Annotated in this window: 19 protein-coding genes and 1 tRNA gene; 10 read left to right on the plus strand and 10 right to left on the minus strand. The window is 61.5% G+C overall.

Going from position 1 to position 18,887, the window contains the following annotated elements; all coding sequences use genetic code 11:
• Nucleotides 1-29: 29 nt before the first annotated feature.
• The gene (locus ACEK02_RS04630) at nt 30-494 is read right to left on the minus strand and encodes a RidA family protein (protein ID WP_371420624.1); all 465 of its coding nucleotides are present in this window, start codon (nt 492-494) and stop codon (nt 30-32) included.
• A gap of 71 nt (nt 495-565) precedes the next feature.
• Here ACEK02_RS04630 and ACEK02_RS04635 point away from each other — a divergent pair, with 71 nt between their 5' ends.
• On the plus strand, nt 566-1,177 hold the full coding sequence (locus ACEK02_RS04635; RefSeq protein WP_371420625.1) for a MarR family winged helix-turn-helix transcriptional regulator: 612 nt from the start codon (nt 566-568) through the stop codon (nt 1,175-1,177).
• Between the two features lie 99 nt (nt 1,178-1,276).
• On the opposite strand, the gene ACEK02_RS04640 is transcribed toward ACEK02_RS04635, so the two are convergent.
• The 4 genes from ACEK02_RS04640 to ACEK02_RS04655 all read right to left on the minus strand — a co-directional run bounded on the left by ACEK02_RS04640 (nt 1,277) and on the right by ACEK02_RS04655 (nt 5,372).
• Nucleotides 1,277-2,767 carry a PAS domain-containing protein gene (locus tag ACEK02_RS04640; protein ID WP_371420626.1) on the minus strand — a complete coding sequence of 497 codons (1,491 nt, stop codon included), beginning with the start codon at nt 2,765-2,767 and terminating at the stop codon, nt 1,277-1,279.
• A 378-nt stretch (nt 2,768-3,145) separates the two neighbouring features.
• Nucleotides 3,146-3,220, minus strand: a tRNA-Val gene (locus tag ACEK02_RS04645).
• Between the two features lie 168 nt (nt 3,221-3,388).
• Nucleotides 3,389-4,651, minus strand: coding sequence for a hypothetical protein (locus ACEK02_RS04650; RefSeq protein WP_371420627.1), 1,263 nt, complete (start codon nt 4,649-4,651; stop codon nt 3,389-3,391).
• 133 nt (nt 4,652-4,784) lie between these two features.
• Nucleotides 4,785-5,372 (minus strand): DUF1134 domain-containing protein, encoded by a 588-nt coding sequence (locus ACEK02_RS04655; protein ID WP_371420628.1) that lies wholly within the window; start codon nt 5,370-5,372, stop codon nt 4,785-4,787.
• 113 nt (nt 5,373-5,485) lie between these two features.
• Here ACEK02_RS04655 and ACEK02_RS04660 point away from each other — a divergent pair, with 113 nt between their 5' ends.
• Nucleotides 5,486-5,980 (plus strand): YHS domain-containing (seleno)protein, encoded by a 495-nt coding sequence (locus ACEK02_RS04660; protein WP_371420629.1) that lies wholly within the window; start codon nt 5,486-5,488, stop codon nt 5,978-5,980.
• A gap of 9 nt (nt 5,981-5,989) precedes the next feature.
• On the opposite strand, the gene cysQ is transcribed toward ACEK02_RS04660, so the two are convergent.
• Nucleotides 5,990-6,826 carry a 3'(2'),5'-bisphosphate nucleotidase CysQ gene (cysQ, locus tag ACEK02_RS04665; RefSeq protein ID WP_371420630.1) on the minus strand — a complete coding sequence of 279 codons (837 nt, stop codon included), beginning with the start codon at nt 6,824-6,826 and terminating at the stop codon, nt 5,990-5,992.
• A gap of 170 nt (nt 6,827-6,996) precedes the next feature.
• On the opposite strand from cysQ, the gene chpT reads away from it, so the two are divergent.
• The 6 genes from chpT to ACEK02_RS04695 all read left to right on the plus strand — a co-directional run bounded on the left by chpT (nt 6,997) and on the right by ACEK02_RS04695 (nt 13,667).
• Entirely contained in the window at nt 6,997-7,659 is a 663-nt protein-coding gene (chpT, locus tag ACEK02_RS04670) for a histidine phosphotransferase ChpT (protein WP_371420631.1), read from the plus strand.
• Between the two features lie 200 nt (nt 7,660-7,859).
• Nucleotides 7,860-10,592, plus strand: a complete 2,733-nt coding sequence (locus ACEK02_RS04675; RefSeq protein ID WP_371420632.1) for a chemotaxis protein CheW — start codon at nt 7,860-7,862, stop codon at nt 10,590-10,592.
• An 11-nt stretch (nt 10,593-10,603) separates the two neighbouring features.
• Nucleotides 10,604-11,101: a chemotaxis protein CheW gene (locus ACEK02_RS04680; RefSeq protein WP_371420633.1), complete on the plus strand. Its 498-nt coding sequence runs from the start codon at nt 10,604-10,606 to the stop codon at nt 11,099-11,101.
• Between the two features lie 45 nt (nt 11,102-11,146).
• Nucleotides 11,147-11,512: a PleD family two-component system response regulator gene (locus ACEK02_RS04685; protein ID WP_371420634.1), complete on the plus strand. Its 366-nt coding sequence runs from the start codon at nt 11,147-11,149 to the stop codon at nt 11,510-11,512.
• A gap of 110 nt (nt 11,513-11,622) precedes the next feature.
• Entirely contained in the window at nt 11,623-12,789 is a 1,167-nt protein-coding gene (locus tag ACEK02_RS04690; RefSeq protein WP_371420635.1) for a chemotaxis response regulator protein-glutamate methylesterase, read from the plus strand.
• Complete coding sequence (locus tag ACEK02_RS04695; RefSeq protein ID WP_371420636.1) at nt 12,786-13,667, plus strand: protein-glutamate O-methyltransferase CheR; 882 nt, start codon at nt 12,786-12,788, stop codon at nt 13,665-13,667. Before ACEK02_RS04690 ends, ACEK02_RS04695 begins: the two co-directional genes overlap by 4 nt.
• Before the next feature lie 6 nt (nt 13,668-13,673).
• Here ACEK02_RS04695 and ACEK02_RS04700 read toward each other — a convergent pair whose 3' ends face one another.
• The 4 genes from ACEK02_RS04700 to ctrA all read right to left on the minus strand — a co-directional run bounded on the left by ACEK02_RS04700 (nt 13,674) and on the right by ctrA (nt 16,504).
• Nucleotides 13,674-14,831, minus strand: a complete 1,158-nt coding sequence (locus ACEK02_RS04700; protein WP_371420637.1) for a glutathionylspermidine synthase family protein — start codon at nt 14,829-14,831, stop codon at nt 13,674-13,676.
• A 6-nt stretch (nt 14,832-14,837) separates the two neighbouring features.
• On the minus strand, nt 14,838-15,239 hold the full coding sequence (locus ACEK02_RS04705) for a hypothetical protein (RefSeq protein WP_371420638.1): 402 nt from the start codon (nt 15,237-15,239) through the stop codon (nt 14,838-14,840).
• Entirely contained in the window at nt 15,236-15,646 is a 411-nt protein-coding gene (locus tag ACEK02_RS04710; RefSeq protein ID WP_371420639.1) for a DUF350 domain-containing protein, read from the minus strand. The genes ACEK02_RS04705 and ACEK02_RS04710 overlap by 4 nt, the downstream gene beginning before the upstream one ends.
• A 156-nt stretch (nt 15,647-15,802) precedes the next feature.
• Complete coding sequence (ctrA, locus tag ACEK02_RS04715) at nt 15,803-16,504, minus strand: response regulator transcription factor CtrA (protein ID WP_068737116.1); 702 nt, start codon at nt 16,502-16,504, stop codon at nt 15,803-15,805.
• Between the two features lie 372 nt (nt 16,505-16,876).
• Here ctrA and fliI point away from each other — a divergent pair, with 372 nt between their 5' ends.
• Complete coding sequence (gene fliI, locus ACEK02_RS04720; protein ID WP_315841180.1) at nt 16,877-18,202, plus strand: flagellar protein export ATPase FliI; 1,326 nt, start codon at nt 16,877-16,879, stop codon at nt 18,200-18,202.
• A gap of 109 nt (nt 18,203-18,311) precedes the next feature.
• Nucleotides 18,312-18,731, plus strand: a complete 420-nt coding sequence (fliJ, locus tag ACEK02_RS04725; RefSeq protein ID WP_068737112.1) for a flagellar export protein FliJ — start codon at nt 18,312-18,314, stop codon at nt 18,729-18,731.
• The last annotated feature ends 156 nt before the right edge of the window (nt 18,732-18,887 follow it).

Consider the following 18,887-nt stretch of genomic DNA (forward strand, 5'->3'; position numbering starts at 1 on the left):
CCCGGGGCCGGCGGGAGGTCGCATCCGGTCTATTTCTGCACGGGAATGGCGGCGATCATGTCGAGCTCGACACGGGCGCCCTGGGTCGAGAGCTGGTTGATGCAGATGGTGGTGCTGGCCGGCGTCCAGTCGCCGAAATATTCCTTCATCACCTTCACCATACCGTCCTGGTCCCGGATGTCGGTCAGGTACTTCGTCACCTTGACGATGTCGGTCCAGGCGAGCCCTTCGTGGTCCAGGATCGACTGGATCGTCTGCATGGCACGGTGGGTCTGGTCCTCGATCGAATTGGGGTGGTCGTGCTCTTCGAGGACGTGCGGATGCTTGTGATAGAGCGGCGAGGGCGTCGCCCCGGAGATGAACAGCATGCCGCAGGGCACTTCGATGCGGATCGCGGGCGCATAGGGCATATCGGGCTTCCGCTCCGGCATCGTCTGGATTTCCTTGACGTGCGGATTGGATGGCGATGTCGCAAAGGCCGGCTTGGCTGTCATGGTCGTTTCCTCGATGGCGGACGTTGGTCGCACTGTGACCTTCTCGCGAGGTGGCATCCGGCCGCCCCGTCATGGAGCGTGAGGTCAAACTATCTTTGAGTCAAGATAAAATATCTTTTCAGAAAGATAGATGGATTTGCATCTATTCGGTGCCCCGTGCCTATATGCTGGTCGGCATGACCACCGATTCGATTGATGAGATCATTGCGGGCTGGGGCCGGAGGCGGCCCGACCTCGACGCCGGCCACCTTGATGTTGTCGGGCGGATTGTCCGGCTGTCCGTGCATATGCGCAGCGCCATCGAGCCGGCGCTCGAGGAGCAGGGCTTCAACTGGGAACTGTTCGATCTGCTCCTGACGATTTACCGTCGCGAGGCCGACAGCAGCATCGGCGTTCGACCGACCGACCTCTATGCGGAATGTCTTCTATCGTCGGGAGGCCTCACCGCGCGGTTGCGGCGCGCCGAGCAGGACGGTTTCATCATCAGGCGCCAGGATCCTGACGATGGCCGCGGCGCAAGGATCACCCTGTCGGCCAAGGGCAGGAACGCGGTCGACAAAGCTATCGCTCGGCACTTCAATCTATCCCGTTCGGTCGATGGAGTGTTGACAGCCAGCGAGCGTCAAACACTCACGCGCCTGTTGCGTAAGCTCCTGATTGCAGCAGAGCGGCCGGGTCCGTGAACGACTACATGTGAAGGCCCCGGGATCGTGCAGGGCGCGGGCGGTGCGCGAGGCCTTTGTCAGCGGACCTTCGATCAGGCGGCGATCGGCTATGCACGTTCAAGCTAAAAGGCGTTGCAGCGGAATGCTCAGCTTTAGCCTAAGACCGTTTCTCAGCCAGTCATGCTCGATCCGGCCTCCCAGTTCGCCGGTCACACTGCGGTCGATGAGAGTGCTACCAAAGCCGCGAGTCTGCGGTTTTATATTGATTTCGGGCCCGCCAGTTTCGTCCCAGTTCAGACTGAAGTAGTCACCGTTCGCGTCCCATGTGACATGGATCGAACCATCCGGCCGAGACAGGGCCCCGTATTTGACCGCATTCGTCGCCGTCTCGTGCAGCACTAAAGCAAGGCCCGTCACGGCCTTTGCTCCCACCGGCACATTGGGTCCGCTTATGACGATGCGGTCAGGTGAGCCATCTTCATAGGGCTGCAGCACCGTGCGCACCAGCGTGTCCATCGTTGTCTGTTCGCTCTCGTGCTCGGTACCCATGATACCCGGACGGACAAGATCCTTGGCCCGCAACAGCGCGTCCAGTCGGCCACGAAGGGCTTGAGCCATCTCCTTTGGGCTTCCGGCACTCCGGGCACTCAGACTGATCATGGAGTGGAAATTGGCGAAAATGTTCTTTACTCGGTGATCCGCTTCGCGAGCGAGCAACCGTTGACGCTCCTGTGCGTTCTTCTGATTGGTTATGTCGATTACCACGCCAACGAAGCGATCCGGCTTGCCATTATCGCCACACAGGCACTCGCCGCGCATCTCGACCCAGCGGATACTCCCGTCTTTCTGAAGAAGGCGGTATTCCTGAACATACTTTTCCTGGGTGAGGACGGTATGATTCACAGCATCGGCGATCCGCTGAACATCCTCGGGATGAATGCCAGCCAGATACTCCGACAACGGGGCACCCTTATCTCCTTTGGCAGGATCGACCGAGAACATTTCAGCAAATCGAGCGTCGGAATAGAAAGTGTCGGACCGTACATGCCAAGCGAACGTACCCACCATCCCGGAAGCGTTCAGAGCTTGCCGCAGTCGCTCCTCGGTGATGGCTAAAGCTCGCTCTGCCAAAACCTGTTGCGTTGTTTCTACGACAATGGCGAGAACGCCTTCTGGACGACCATCGTCGCCCAACACCGGACTGTAATCGAGGTTCATCCAGACCTGCTCAGGGACTGCTGAACGATGAAGGGTGAGTTCCTTATTGCGGTACGAGAGCGTACCGCCGCTCAAGCCGACCTTCATCACGTTGTCGTTGAAGTCGGCCACCTCGGGCCAACCTTCGCGCACCTTTGACCCGAACAGGAGGGGATGGCGTCCTCCGGCAAAAATAGAATAGGCGTCATTGTAGATCATGATGCCGTCCGGTCCCCACAGCAGCACAATGGGAACCGGGGAGCGCAGCAGTACGCTAACCGTGGTCTTCAAGCTTTCGGGCCACTCGGAGATTGGTCCCAAGCCCGCGTTGGGCCAATCGAGCGCACGAATAAGAGCGCCATTTTCACCGCCGCCGAACGGGAAGGATTCATCAGATACCGAGCCCTTCACGGCCACTCCTCTTGATGCTGTTGGGACCTGTTCTAGTTCGGCGGAACACAGCTATCCCTCACCATTTTAGCCGCGTTCACAACAGTGGGAAATGACTAAAGCCAGTCTCAATGGCTGCTTTGGGCCCAAGCCGGCCCGGGAGGGACGGCCGCTCGTGGCGCAAAGCCCGGCCTTTGCCAATAGTGGCGCTGTCTTTCTTGAGTCTGTATTTTTCAGCTCGCTCTGTTGCGATGCGATGAATGATCCCGCCGGGCTGCGCGACATACGATGAAGAAGGGCACGTGATTGGTGCGAAGCGGTCGTTGTGGATGCGTGATGTTTGCGTATCGCTCTGCCGGCAGTTGCCGAGGACAATCGTGAAGGAAAATCAGTAGTAGGTGGTGGGCGCACAAGGGATCGAACCTTGGACCTCTCCCGTGTGAAGGGAACGCTCTCCCGCTGAGCTATGCGCCCGGGATGCCGTCAAGACCAAAACGCCGGGCGAGAGGGCCCGGCGGGACTGACGTCAGTGGCGCGATTTAGGGAATAGGGGGCGGGGGTGTCAAGCGAACCCTGCCGCAAGTCCGCACAATAAGTCTCCCATCCGGCCGGTTGGACCGATCCGGGTTCCCCGGGGCGGTACTAGCCGGGCTGCGAGGCGCGGGATGCGTGGGACTGCAGCGCCCGGATCCGGTCGGCGAGGGTGCTGTTGGGGGCAAAACCTGCGTCATTGGCCGGGCGCGGCTGGCTGGCGGGCGCCGGTTCGGCGGCCAGGATCGCCTCGATCGGCGAATTCGGCCCTTCCAGCGTCATCGCCATCTTGGCGACTTCGGCGGCGATGTCGTTGATGCGCTCGCGCAGCAGGGCATTTTCCATGCGCTCGGTGGCCCATGCGCTTTCGGCCTGCTGGTGGACGCCGTTGAGGTCGCGCTGCAGCCTGGCGCGCTCCTCGCGGGCAGCGGCGAGCTCGGTCTCCAGGGCGGCCTTTTCGGCGCGCAGTTTTTCGATAATGGGCGATCCCTTGGCCCCGTTCATGGCGGCGAGTTCGACCCGCAGATCGCGTGCGATCTGTTCGGCGGCCTCATTGGCCTGACGCAACTGGCTGTTCTCGAAATCGCGCTCTGCCAGGATCTTGGTCTGGGTCGAGAGCTGGCTCTCGAGGTCGGTGACGCGGGCGCCGAGCTGTTCGGCTTCGCGGACCTGGATGGTAAGCTGCTGATCGAGATCCGTCACGCGCTGGCTGAGATTCTCGACCCGGGCGCGGGCTTCGGTCAGTTCGCGCGTCGCGGTGTCGGATTCACCGCGCTGCAGCTCCAGCCGGTGCTGGGTGGTGGCGAATTCCTGTTCGGCATCGCCGACGCGGCCCTTCAATTCCTCGACCTGCGCCCGCACGGCGATGAGCTCGACCTGTCGGCTGTCGGCCACCATGGAGCGGTCGGAGAGTTCGTGAGTGAGCCTGGCGAGTTCGGCCTGCTTGTCGCTCAAGGCCTGTTCGGCGGCGCGCAGCGATGCCGCCTTGGCGGTGAACTCGGCTTCGGTGACGCCGAGTTTTTCCTTCACGGCGGCTTCGCGGGCTTCCAGCGCGAAGATCGTCGCGTTCTTTTCGCCGAGTTCGAGCTTCATGCGGTTGATGGCGTCGGACTTCTTGCCGAGTTCGGCGAGCTGGCTGGTGGTCTTGTTCTTGAGCTGGTCGACGCTCATTTCCAGCCGACGTGCCGCCATGGCGAATTCCGCGCGCAGCTGGTCCTTGTCGGCCTGGATTTCCGCCATCGACAGCGGCGTGGCGGCTTCGAGACGGCGGGTGGTGAGGCGGACGGCGCGGTTATGCACCAGTGGCATGATCATCAGGCCACACAGCATCGAGACCAGAAAACCGATCGCCAGATACATGATCGGCTCAACCATGACGAATGCTCCCACGCATTAAAATGCAGCGGTTACCATGCCATGGCGGGCCGGGCAAAGACAGCGTAACGCCGCGTTAACCTTTATTCGGCCGCTCAGAAGCGCTTGATCGAGGACTGCCGGAGCGCCGGGTCTAGAACGGGTTCCAGGTCGCGGTGGGGGTATATTTGAGATAGCCGATATTGGCACCGAGCCGCAGGCCGAGACCCGAGCGGATCGGGACCAGCACGATATTGTTGGCGGTCAGCGCCGTCATGCCGAAGCCGCCGATGATATAGGCGGAGCCGTCGATGCCGGCGAAGCGCTGATAGATCGCCTGGGTCGCCGGCAGGTTATAGACCAGCGTCATGGTACGGGCGCCGTCGCCGCCCCAGTCGAAGCCGACCGAAGGACCCTGCCAGTAGACGCGCAGATCGCCGGCATTCTTCGTATAGAGCGTGCCTTCGCCGTAACGCAGGCCTGCCACAATCGCGCCGCTGCCTTCCTCGCCGAGAATATAGCCGTTCGGCAGGCCCCACTGGCTGACGGCCTTCTCGATCACCGAGGCGAGGCCGCGCGAGACGTTGCCGAAGAAGCGATGCCCGGCCGTCATGAGTTCTTCGGACCGATAGGTGTCAGGTGCGCCCTGCTGGACGCGCGGCCCTTGCTGCGCAGAGGCCGGCGAGAAGGCGAGCGTGAACGTGGCTAGCGCCAGCGCTGCCAGGCGTGATGCGAAGGTCATGAAAAGAACCCCTGGTATTTCAAATTTGCGACCGCGAATTTAACCGGATGCTGAGAAGCACGGTCTAACTCTGCAGTCATTGTCCCCGACTCCCTATACTATCGGTATGAACTATGACGGCACAACGGCGGGAATTGTCAGGCTGGAGCCGTGGAATTGCCTTGATTCTGCTGCTGGCGGTCGCGGTTGTCCCCTCGGGATCAATGGCTGCGACCAGCGAGCGCATTGTCACTGACCGGTATACGGGTCTCGCGATCGGCGGCTTCGATCCGGTGGCCTATTTCACCGAAGGCCGGCCGACGCTGGGGCAGCCGGATTTCGAACTGTCGGGGGAGGGCACCGTCTGGCGCTTCCGCAACGAAGGCAACCGCGCGTCCTTCGCTGCGCATCCGGACATCTACGGCCCGCAATTCGGCGGCTACGATCCCGTCGACGTCGCCCGCGGCGTCGCTTTTGCCGGCAATCCGCGTCTGTGGCTCGTCGCGGGCGAACGCCTCTATCTGTTCGGCCGGGAGGAGACCCGCGAGGCCTTCGCCGCGGCGCCCGCCAAATACCTGCCTGAAGCGCACAAGCGCTGGCCGGGCGTGCAGGACATCCTGGCGAGGTAGCGCAATGCCTCAGTTGCGCGCGGTCGCCGCGCGATCGCCCCAGGCGATGAATTCCGGCACGATGAAGTCTTCCCGGTTGCCGCCGAAGCGAAGCGCCTTGCCAAATGTGTCCGTCACCTTGCCGCCTGCAGCCTCAACCACGGCATGGCCGGCGGCCACATCCCATTCGCAGGTCGGCGCCAGTCGCGGATAGATGTCGGCCTGGCCTTCGGCGACGCGGCAGAATTTCAGGGCCGAGCCGAACTCCTGTCTCACCGCGCCGGGTCGGCTGGCGATGAAGGCTTCGGTACGGTCGTCGCCGTGGGAGCGACTTACGGCGGCTGTCCATGGCGCGCCTGAGGCGGGCGCCTGTCGCGTCCGGATCGGCGTGACCTTGCGGACGGACAGGTCCGGCGCGAGTTCAACGCGTTCGGCGCCGCGGCCGACCAGCCCGCGCCAGATCAGCCCCAGGGCGGGCGCGCCCACGATGCCCAGCAAGGGGGCGCCATCGACGATCAGGGCGATGTTGACGGTGAATTCCTGGCGGCCGGCGACAAATTCCTTGGTGCCGTCGAGCGGGTCGATCAGGAACAGGGTGCCGGCATAGGGCGGCGTGGCGAGGTGCAGGCGCTCTTCGGACAGCGACGGGATGCCCGGAAACAGCCGCGCCAGTCCTTCGCCGATCACGTGGTCGGCAGCGAGGTCCGCTTCGGTCACCGGCGAGCCGTCAGCCTTGCCGTCCACATTCATGACCTTGCGGTTGACCCTGAGGATGGCGGCACCGGCCTGAACGGCCAGTTCGGTCAACGGCTCGATCAAAGTGGCCGCGTGCGCGACATCCATGCGAGGAAGCGAATCATTCGTCATCGAGAAGCCTTCATCCTCTGCATCTCATCCCGGTTCATTTCTACGCTTGGGGCATTGCGCCGGCAGACTTTGCCAGCCTTGGTGTGGTCGCGCCACCGTCTGCGGTGTATCTAACCGTAAAGCAAATGCTTGATTCGCCGTTCATTCTGTGTGGCCCAGGAGCGCATTTCATGTCTGACAACCCCACTCCCGGCGAGGTTACTTTGAGTCTGGCGCCCGATGCCCTCGAACTCGCGGCATTGCTCTGCTCGCGGGTGTGCCACGACCTGATCAGCCCGGTCGGCGCGATCGTCAACGGCCTCGAAGTGCTCGATGACAATCCCAAGCCGGACGACAAAGAGTTTGCACTCGATCTGATCCGCAAGAGCGCCAAGACTGCGTCCGCCCGCCTGCAGTTCTGCCGGCTCGCCTTTGGTGCCGCCGGTTCGGCCGGCGCGCAGATCGATCTGGGCGACGCGCAGACCATGTCGCGCGGTCACCTCGAAGACGCCAAGACCAGGATCGAATGGAATCTGCCGCGGCTGCTGCTGCCGAAGAACAGGGTCAAACTGCTGCTCAATATGCTGGTGATCGCACAGCAGACGATTCCGCGCGGCGGCGTGCTCAAGGTCGATGGGATCGGCGAGGGCGAGCCGCAGGGCTTCAAGGTCACCGCTGCAGGCCTCAACGCGCGTCTGCCGCAGGCCATCGTTGACATGCTGGCCTCCGAACAAGTTGGCAGCATCGATGCCCATGCCGTGCAGCCGTATTACACGCGTCTGCTGGCACAGGCTTGTGGCCTCAAGGTGACCCTGGTGCCCGAAGGCGACGCCATCGTCGTCACCGCGGCCTGATCGCGAACTCATTCAACTCTTAATGAACTCTTTACGGATCCGCCGCCCGGCGGGTCCGCAACCCCGCATGCGTATAGCTAATCGCCGGGTTCATTGTTTTTGGGAATGCTCAACTAATATTAAACGCTTTGCAGTGAAAGTAGCCAGACTTCGAAAGGTGTAGCGAAAGTCGCGCGCCTCGAGTGTGAAGGCCTATTTTCATGGATGATCTTCTCCGCGAGTTTTTGACGGAAACCAACGAGAGCCTGGATACGGTTGACAATCAGCTGGTCCGCTTTGAGCAGGACCCGAATAACGCGAAAATTCTCGATAATATTTTTCGCCTGGTACACACCATCAAGGGCACGTGCGGATTTCTCGGCCTGCCCCGTCTCGAAGCCCTGGCCCATGCCGCCGAGACGTTGATGGGCAAATTCCGCGATGGAATGCCGGTTACCGGAGAGGCGGTTACGCTGATCCTCACGACGATCGATCGCATCAAGGAAATTCTCAGTCAGCTCGAAGCCACGGAAGTGGAGCCTGAAGGCGTCGATGAAGATCTGATCGGCGAACTGCATCACATGGTCGAAAAGGGCATGGAATCGATGACGGAATCTGCTCCTCCGATCGTACCGGCCGCGCCTGTCGCTGCGGAGCCGGCCCCGCTGGTCGTTCCGACCCTGGAGCGTGAGCTGCGTCCCGGCGAAGTCTCGCTCGAAGAGCTTGAGCGTGCCTTCCAGGAAACCGCCATCGAAGTTGTATTGCCTGTAGTGGCTGCTGCGCCTGTCGCGCCGCCGGCTCCGGTTGCCGAGAAGCCTGCTGCTCCCACGGCTGCTGCTCCCAAGGCTGCTGCCCCGAAGCCCGCCGCCAAGAAGACCGCTGTCGAGGTCGAACAGCCAGAAGCCGACAAGGTCGCAAACCAGTCGATCCGCGTGAATGTCGACACGCTCGAACATCTGATGACCATGGTCTCGGAACTGGTGCTGACCCGCAACCAGTTGCTGGAAATCAGCCGTCGCCACGAAGACACCGAATTCAAGGTACCCCTGCAGCGCCTGTCCACCGTGACCGCCGAACTGCAGGATGGCGTCATGAAGACCCGCATGCAGCCGATCGGCAATGCCTGGCAGAAGCTGCCGCGTATCGTGCGCGATCTGGCCGGCGAACTCGGCAAGCAGATCGAACTCGAGATGCACGGCGCCGATACCGAACTCGATCGCCAGGTGCTCGACCTTATCAAGGATCCGCTCACCCACATGGTGCGCAACTCGGCGGATCACGGCCTCGAAACGCCGGCTGAGCGCGCTCAGGAAGGCAAGCCGGAGCAGGGCACCATCCGTCTGTCCGCCTATCACGAAGGCGGCCACATCCTGATCTGCATCGCCGACAATGGTCGCGGTCTCAACACCGAGCGGATCAAGGCGAAGGCGATCTCGAACGGTCTGGCCACCGAAGCCGATATCGAGAAGATGTCGGAAGCCCAGATCCACAAGTTCATCTTCGCACCGGGCTTCTCGACTGCGGCTGCCGTCACCAGCGTCTCCGGCCGCGGCGTCGGCATGGACGTGGTGCGCACCAACATCGATCAGATCGGCGGCACCATCGACATCAAGTCGGTCGCCGGCGAGGGCTCCAGCGTCACCATCAAGATCCCGCTCACGCTGGCCATCGTGTCGGCGCTGATCGTCGAAGCCGGTGGCGATCGCTTCGCCATCCCGCAGCTTGCGGTCGTTGAACTGGTACGTGCGCGCGCCAATTCCGAACATCGCATCGAGCGCATCAAGGACACCCCGGTGCTCCGTCTGCGCAACAAGCTGCTGCCGCTGATGCATCTGAAGAAGCTGCTGCAGATCGATGACGGCAGCTCGGCCGATCCGGAGAACGGCTTCATCGTCGTGACCCAGGTGGGCAACCAGACCTTCGGTATCGTCGTCGATGGCGTCTTCCACACGGAAGAAATCGTCGTCAAGCCGATGTCCACGAAGCTGCGTCACATCGGCATGTTCTCGGGCAACACCATCCTGGGCGATGGCGCGGTGATCATGATCGTCGATCCGAACGGCATCGCACAGGAGCTTGGTGCCCTGGCATCCAACGCCCACGAGATCGCCGACGAGAACGCCGCGATGCGCGCGATGAATGCAGAACAGCTGACCTCGCTGCTGGTGTTCCGCGCTGGTTCCGCACAGCCCAAGGCGGTGCCGCTCGGTCTGGTCACGCGTCTCGAAGAAGTGACCGTTGACAAGGTCGAACTGTCGAATGGCCGCTACATGGTCCAGTACCGCGATCAGCTGATGCCGCTGGTGCAGATGGAAGGCGTGACCGTCCGTACGTCGGGCACCCAGCCGATCCTCGTTTTCGCAGACGACGGCCGCTCGATGGGTCTGGTCGTCGACGAGATCGTCGATATCGTCGAAGAGCGCCTGCACATCGAAGTCGCAAGCGGTCGCGAAGGTATCCTCGGCTCCGCGGTCATCAAGGGGTTGGCCACCGAAGTGATCGACGTCGGCCACTTCCTGCCGATGGCGTTCGCCGACTGGTTCTCGCGCAAGGAAATGCGCGTGTCCTCAACCGCCCAATCGGTGCTGCTGGTGGACGACTCTGCGTTCTTCCGCAACATGCTCTCGCCCGTGCTCAAGGCTGCCGGTTACAAGGTGCGCGTCGCCACCAACGCGCAGGAAGGTTTGACCTTCCTGCGTTCAGGTCAGGAGGTCGACGTGATCCTCACCGACATCGAAATGCCCGACATGAACGGCTTCGAATTCGCCGAAACCGTCCGGGCGGATCAAAGGCTGAGCCACACGCCGATTATCGCGCTTTCGGCGATGATCTCCCCGGCGGCCATCGAGCGCGGTCGCCTCGCAGGCTTCCACGACTATGTCGCCAAGTTCGATCGCCCCGGCCTGATCGCCGCGCTGAAAGAACAGACCGCTGACGTTCGCCAGGCTGCGTGAGGGAAATCGCAATGACCAGCACCACGACCACCACCACCACCACCACCAAGGCTCCGAGCGCTGACGGCGCGATCACCGAATACGTGACCACCATGATCGGTGGACAGCTGTTCGGCATGCCGATCTCGCGCGTGCAGGACGTGTTCATGCCGGAACGCCTGACCCGCGTGCCGCTGGCCTCCAGCGATGTCGCCGGCGTGCTCAATCTGCGTGGGCGCATCGTCACTGCGATCGACATGCGTTCGCGTCTTGGCCTGCCGAAGAACGAGGACGGCAAGCCGCCGATGGCGGTAGGCGTCGATCTCCGCGGTGAATCCTACGGCTTGCTGATCGATTCGATCGGTGAAGTCCTCAAGCTCGCCGATGAGAGCCGTGAAGTGAATCCGGTCAATCTGGATCCGCGCATGACCAAGATGGCCGATGGTGTCCATCGTCTCGATGGTCAGCTGATGGTCGTGCTCGACGTCGATCGTATTCTTGAAATCTCGCCTGACAAGCTAGCTGCCTAAGACCGGCATTTGGATCATTTTGTCCGCGGTGGAAATGAGGCTCACATGAAGACATGTCTGGTTGTCGATGACTCCAGTGTCATCCGTAAGGTCGCCCGTCGGATTCTCGAAGGTCTCGATTTCGAGATCACTGAAGCTGAGGACGGCGAGAAAGCGCTCGATATCTGCAAGCAGAACCTGCCGGACGCAGTTCTGCTCGATTGGAACATGCCGGTGATGGATGGTTACGAGTTCCTGCGTAACCTGCGCCGCATGCCTGGCGGCGACGTTCCGAAGGTCGTGTTCTGCACGACGGAGAACGACGTGGCCCATATCGCGCGCGCTTTGCACGCCGGCGCGAACGAATACATCATGAAACCGTTCGACAAGGAAATCGTGTCGGCGAAGTTTCAGGAAGTCGGCCTGATCTGATTTCTGCGCCGGAATTCCGTCTCTGATTTCCGGCGCCCAGCCTTTTTTGTTTTGTTTGTGCATTTGTTTCTTCAGTGCATTTGTCGCGTTGTGTTGCGTCCGGTGAGTTCATGAGTGTTGATGTGATCAGTCCCCCTGTTGTCGATTCGCGGTATGAGCCGCTGCGAGTCATGGTGGTGGACGACTCCGTCGTTATTCGCGGCCTGATCTCGCGCTGGATCGAGGCTGAGCCCGACATGACCGTCGCAGCTTCGCTCCGCACTGGTCTCGATGCCGTCAACCAGATCGAGCGCATCAATCCCGATATTGCCATTCTCGATATCGAAATGCCGGAACTTGATGGCATTTCGGCGCTGCCGCAATTGCTGGCGAAGAAGCGTAATCTCATTATCATCATGGCGTCGACGCTGACCCGCCGCAACGCGGAGATCAGCTTCAAGGCGATGTCACTCGGCGCCGCAGACTACATTCCTAAGCCGGAGAGCACGCGGGAGATGTCCGCAGCCGACGTCTTCAAGCACGATCTGCTGCAGAAGATCCGTCATCTCGGCGCCAAGGTGCGCCGCCTGAAGTCGGCGACGACCCCGTCGATCGTTCCGGTTGCCGCGGTGCGCGAGGCTGCGCCGTCATTCCGGTCCGCCACATCAGTCGCTGCGCAGGCGCAGCTCGTGAAGCGTCCTTTCAGCGCCGTGACGCCGCGCGCGCTGCTGATCGGTTCGTCCACGGGTGGTCCCCAGGCCCTGATGACGCTGGTTGCCGAAATCGGTGCTGTGATTGACAAGGTGCCAGTGCTGATCACGCAGCACATGCCGCCGACCTTCACGACCATTCTCGCCGAACATCTCGCGCGGGCCAGCAAGCGTCCGGCTCGCGAAGGTATCGATGGCGAGCTCGTCAAGGCCGGCCAGATCTACCTCGCGCCGGGCGGCAAGCATATGCGCGCCGTCAAGCACGGCGCGCACATCGCCATTGCGCTTGATGACGGACCGCCGGTGAATTTCTGCAAGCCTGCTGTCGATCCGCTGTTCACATCCGCCATCGACGTCTGGCAGGGCGCCATCCTCGCCGTCGTGCTGACAGGCATGGGGTCGGACGGCATGCGCGGCGGCAAGGATATCGTCGCGGCTGGCGGCAATGTCATCGCGCAGGACGAAGCATCGAGCGTGGTATGGGGTATGCCCGGTGCTGCCGCCAATGCGGGCATCTGCTCCGCCATCCTGCCGCTCAATCAAATCGGTTCGAAAGTGGTTCGTCTTTTCTCGGGAGATCGGTCATGACACCGGCAGACTACGATTTCCTGCGCAAGTTTCTGAAGGAGCGTTCGGGTCTCGACCTGTCTGCTGACAAGCAGTATCTGGTCGAAAGCCGGCTGATGCCGCTCGCACGCAAGGCCAGCCTCTCGGGCATCGAAGAACTGGTCCAGAAGATCAAGAACGGCTCGTCCGCGCTCGCGTCCGACGTGGTCGAGGCGATGACCACCAACGAAACCTTCTTCTTCCGCGACAAGGTTCCATTCGACCATCTGCGCGATGTCGTGCTCCCGGAGATGATCCAGGCACGGGCCGCCCGCAAGAGCCTGCGGATATGGTGTGCAGCTGCGTCCACGGGGCAGGAGCCATATTCGATCGCGATGACCATCAAGGAAATGAGCGCCCAGCTCGCCGGATGGAGAATCGAGATCATCGGTACCGACATCTCGCAGCAGGTGCTCGAGAAATCGAAGTCGGGCATCTACACCCAGTTCGAAGTGCAGCGCGGTCTGCCGATTCAGCTTCTGGTGAAATACTTCAAGCAGACCGGCGAGATGTGGCAGATCAACCCGGACATCCGCTCGATGATCCAGTATCGCCCGCTGAACCTGCTGCTGGACTTCTCCAGCCTGGGCAAGTTCGACATCATCTTCTGCCGCAACGTGTTGATCTATTTCGATCAGGACATGAAGACGCAGATCTTTGGCCGCCTTGCCAAGTGCATGGAGCCCGATGGCTTCCTGGCGCTGGGCGCTGCCGAGACTGTCGTCGGGCTGACCGACGCGTTCAAGCCGCATGCCGACAAGCGCGGCCTGTACCGTCCGAACATGCTGCGTGCCGCACCGTCGATCGTGCCTGGCATGACGCCGGTGGGTCTCAAGGCCGCCGCTGCGTCGGCGCGCTGAGCGCCGTCACAGGATCGCGTGCGGAACGAACCGTGACATGTTGCCGGTGATCGGATTCTCATCCTCGCGGATCGAGAGTCCGCACGGCACCTCATCGACCAGCCAGCTGCCCAGCACCGGATACTGACCCGCAAAGTTCGGCAGCGGCATGAGCATCTGCCGGATGAAGCCTTCCTCGCCATAGGGACCAGGCTGGGCTTCGATGGCGCTGCCACCGCTCACCAGCGTGACATTGGCGCCTTCGCGCGAATAGAGCGGCTTGCGCACATAGGATGTGCCGAGCCCGGCGGCTGCAGCATCATCGTCGAAATAGGCCGGAAGCAAATTCGGGTGGTTCGGAAACATCGCCCAGAGCAGCGGCAGGATACCCTTGTTGGACAGAATGGCTTTCCACGGCGGTTCGATCCAGCGCGTCGAGGCGCCTTTCAGGCGGCCACCGAATTCCTCGCGAAACATCCACTCCCAGGGATAGAGCTTGAACATCAGCTCGATCGGCCGGTCCTTGAGGTCGACGAAATACCTGGCGTCCGTATAGCCGATCTCCCTGATATCGATCAGCGTCGGCGTGAGGCCGCCTTGTTGTGCGACATCGGCGAGATACTGCACTGTGCCGCGGTCCTCGGCATTGTCCATGGTGGCTGCGAGATGCAGCGCCTTGCCGGCACCGATCTTGCGCCAGGCTTCGATCAGTCGCTCATGCAGCGAATTGTACTGATCCGCGCGTTTCGGGATGATCTGGCGTTGGATCGCCTGTTCGAGCCAGGTCCATTGAAACACAGCAGCTTCGAACAGTGAGGTCGGCGTGTCCGCATTGTATTCGAGCAGCTTGGCCGGGCCTTTGCCGTCGAACTGCAAATCGAAGCGGCCGTAGAGACTGGGATCGCTGCGCTGCCAGCTTGCGGCGATGAGCGTCCAGTAAGTCTGCGGGATCTTCAGCAGCCGCAAGGTGCGTTCATCCTTGACCGCGCGGCTCACCAGCTCGCGGCACATGTCGTTGAGCTCGGCTGTCGGTCCCTCGATCTGCTGTTCGATCTCGTCCAGCGTGAAGGCATAATAGGCGCGTTCGTCCCAATAGCGGTCGCCGGCCTCGGTGTGAAACGTAAAGCCCGTCGCGGCCGCGGTGGCCTGCCAATCATCGCGCTCGGAACATGCGATGCGTTGCATGAGAAACTAGCCGCCGCCGGAAAAATGCGATGCGAACGAGCCGAAACCGCTGCGGGTGACATGGCTGCTGCTGGATGACGAGCTTCCGTCAGGGCTGCTTGACGAGGACGTATTGCTGGCAAAGCTGCTGCGTTCGGAAGATGAACTGCTGCTGCCCCCTGAATAGCCATGGCCGCCGGTGGATGACGACGAACTGCGCTGCTGACACTCCTGCTGCTGCCCCGCGATGGCGGCGCGGTTCGGGTCGCAATGTTCGCTCGGCATCAGCGCATAGGCGCCGCCGCCCAGGGCCATGGTACCCATGAGCAGGAGCGCCACATGGTTGGAGCGTTTGCGCGAGGGAGCTTCCTCATGCATCGGCTGCACCGGCCGGCGCTTGCCAAAGTCCTTCGCCGGCTCGCTTGTCATGGCGAATACACCATCGAGGCGGCGTTGAGCACGCCAGCGGCAAGTGAGGCGAGGCCGAGCCATAGGGCCGGCGCGATCTCGCTATTGGCGATGCGATCCGACAATTGCGGCACCGGAATGCGCAAGATGAAATAGACGGCGATCTGCACGATCAGCGCGACCATCGCCCAGATCAGGCAGTCGATGACATTGGCGGAGTGGACGATGGCGCTGGCCACCGGCAGCACGAAGCCGAGCAGGCTCAGCCCGAGCGCGATCGCTGCCGGCGCGCAATCCTTGCGGATCAGTGCGAATTCGTCATGTGCGGTCACGCGCAGATAGACGAACAGATAGAGCATCACGGCGACGATGCCGGTGCAGAAGTAAACGAGAAAGGCCGGCAGCCCGACCAGAGATTGCAGAACCATTCCGCCCCCGAATGCGCTTCAAGCGACATCGCTCGATACCGCTTATTGTATTCGTCTCGGCGAGCAATGGGAGAGTTCATCCACGCAAACAAAAACCCCGCCTTTCGGCGGGGCTTTGCTGAGAACTTTTCGGGGAGAGATCAGGCCGGCTTGAACTCAGGCCGGGATGCGGATTTCTTCTTCGTGCGGCTCGCGCAGGACGTAGCCACGGCCCCAGACGGTCTCGATGAAGTTGCGGCCTTCGGAAGCATTCGCCAGCTTCTTGCGCAGCTTGCAGATGAATACGTCGATGATCTTCAGTTCGGGCTCGTCCATACCGCCATAGAGGTGGTTGAGGAACATTTCCTTGGTGAGGGTCGTGCCCTTGCGGAGCGAAAGCAGCTCCAGCATCTGGTATTCCTTGCCCGTCAGATGGACGCGCTGACCGCCGACTTCCACCGTCTTGGTATCGAGATTGACCACCAGGTCGCCGGTCTGGATGACCGACTGGGCATGGCCCTTGGAACGGCGCACGATCGCATGAATGCGGGCAACCAGTTCGTCCTTGTGGAAAGGCTTGGTCATGTAGTCGTCGGCGCCGACGCCGAGACCCTTGACCTTGTCCTCGATGCCGGCGAGGCCCGAGAGAATGAGAATTGGTGTCTTGATCTTGGACACCCGCAGCTGCTTGAGCACATCGTAGCCGGACATGTCCGGCAGATTGAGATCGAGCAGGATGATATCGTAGTCGTAGAGCTTGCCGAGATCGACGCCCTCTTCACCGAGATCCGTCGTATAGACGTTGAAGCTCTCGGATTTGAGCATCAGCTCAATCGACTGCGCAACGGCGCTATCATCTTCAATTAGCAAAACGCGCATGCCAGTCCCCTTTAGTCGCCGCTCCGGGCGTCAGGTCGGCCGCCATACTTGCGGCACCAAAAAACGCCTACGAACAACTGATTCGGATCCTGACTGGATATGGTTAACAAAACCTGATTCTTCAGCGCAAGCTCTAATCGTGCAATTTTTGTCGAATCGCCATAAGATGTTGCAGCAAAGACTCTTTTTGTAACCGTACCCGCTCAAGCTCCACATTAAGAGCCGGACTTAACCGACTCCATCGACTCGCCCCTTCATTCTGATGGCGCGAATGCTCTCAGTCATCCAAGACAGTGACGTAATGATTAACGATGCGGGTAAACACGGGGTTAAGGCCGGGCCGGCAATGAAGCGAAACTTAAGGGTTTTGCAATGAAAGCCCTTGCAGAACAGATTACCGACCTCGACGGCGTCAACATCTACGGCCGGGTGGTCGGTGTTCGAGGGTTAATGGTCGAGGTGGCCGGGCCGATCCACGCGATGTCGGTCGGCGCCCGCATCACCATCGAGACCGGTACCAGCCGCTCCATCCCCGCCGAGGTGATCGGTTTCAGTGGCGACAACGCCGTGGTGATGCCCTTCGCCGGACTGGAAGGTGTACGCCGCGGCTGCCGCGCTGTGATCGCCAATGCTGCCAGTCAGGTGCGACCCTCGATCGCCTGGCTCGGCCGCGTCGTGAACGCCATGGGCGAACCGATCGACGGCAAGGGGCCGTTGTTGCAGGGGCCGGCACCGATGCCATATCGCGCGTCTCCGCCGCCGGCGCATTCCCGCAAACGCGTCGGCGCGCCGCTCGATCTCGGGGTGCGCTCGCTCAATACCTTTCTGACCTGCTGCCGCGGCCAGCGCATGGGCATCTTTGCGGGCTCGGGCGTCGGCAAGTCGGTCTTGCTGTCGATGCTGGCGCGCAACGTCGACGCCGACGTCTCTGTGATCGGGCTGATCGGCGAGCGCGGCCGCGAAGTGCAGGAATTCCTTCAGGAGGATCTCGGCGAAGAAGGTCTGGCCCGCGCTGTGGTCGTCGTCGCGACTTCGGACGAGCCGGCGCTGATGCGGCGTCAGGCGGCCTATCTGACGCTGTCGATCTCGGAATTCTTCCGCGACGAGGGCAAGGACGTCATGTGCATGATGGACTCTGTCACGCGTTTCGCCATGGCGCAGCGCGAGATCGGCCTGTCCGTCGGCGAACCCCCCACAGCAAAAGGCTACACACCGACGGTGTTCACCGAACTGCCGAAACTGCTGGAGCGGGCAGGGCCGGGCACCGACGAAGGCTCGATCACCGGCATTTTCACGGTGCTGGTCGACGGCGACGATCACAACGAACCCGTTGCTGACGCCGTGCGCGGCATTCTCGATGGCCATATCGTGATGCAGCGCGGTATCGCCGAGCGCGGCCGCTATCCGGCTATCAATATCCTGAAGTCGGTGTCGCGAACCATGCCGCGGTCGTGCGATCCCGCCTATCTGCCGACCATTACGCGCGCCCGGCAGATCATGGCGACCTACTCCGATATGGAGGAGCTGATCCGCTTAGGGGCCTATCGCGCAGGGTCCAGTCCTGAAGTGGACGAGGCGATCCGGCTGCATGAGCCGCTTGAGGCATTCCTGCGGCAGCGTAAGGACGAAGTCTGCGGGCTGGCCCAAGGTTATCAGCAACTGCAACAAATCGTTGGTAGTTTGGAAACGGAACGCTAACTTTGTCAGGCCATCATGCCCCTCAGAGAAGAATTTCGACCGGCCAGCCCCTTGCGGCCAGCCGGTTGTGTCCCGTGTTGAGACTGGGACTTCTGGGGAGTATGAGTCGATGAAGTCACGTGACACCCTGATCCGCCTGAAGAAGTTCCAGGTCGATGAGAAGCGCCGACGGGTCAATCAGATCGAAGGCATGATCGCGGATTTCCAGCGCATGTCGGTCGATCTCGAGCGTGAGATCCAGACCGAGCAGGATCGCGCCGGTATTCAGGATCCCACCCACTTTGCCTACCCGACCTACGCGAAGGCTGCGATCCAGCGTCGCGAGAACCTGACGCGTTCCGCCGATGAGCTGCGCGTGCAGCTCGAAGACGCGAAGGCGCTGCTCTCCGAAGCATTCGAGGAACTCAAGAAGGTCGAACTGCTCGACGAGCGCGACCAGGCCCGCGCGCGCGACGAAGAGAACGCACGCGAACAGGCCGACCTCGACAGCATTGGCCTGATGCGTGCCCGCATCGGTGCAGTGGCCTGATCCGCAACAGCGGCGAGCCACAAGCCTCCAAGATTTCCAAGATTGAAGTCATCAAGCCCGGGCCGCGAGGTCCGGGTTTGCTGTTTGTGGTCTGTCCACAGCATAAACAGGGTCATGGCTCGTCAAACGTGATCTATGTTACGACAGTGAATACCG

It is taken from the genome of Tardiphaga sp. (assembly GCF_041424195.1).
Classification (GTDB): domain Bacteria; phylum Pseudomonadota; class Alphaproteobacteria; order Rhizobiales; family Xanthobacteraceae; genus Tardiphaga.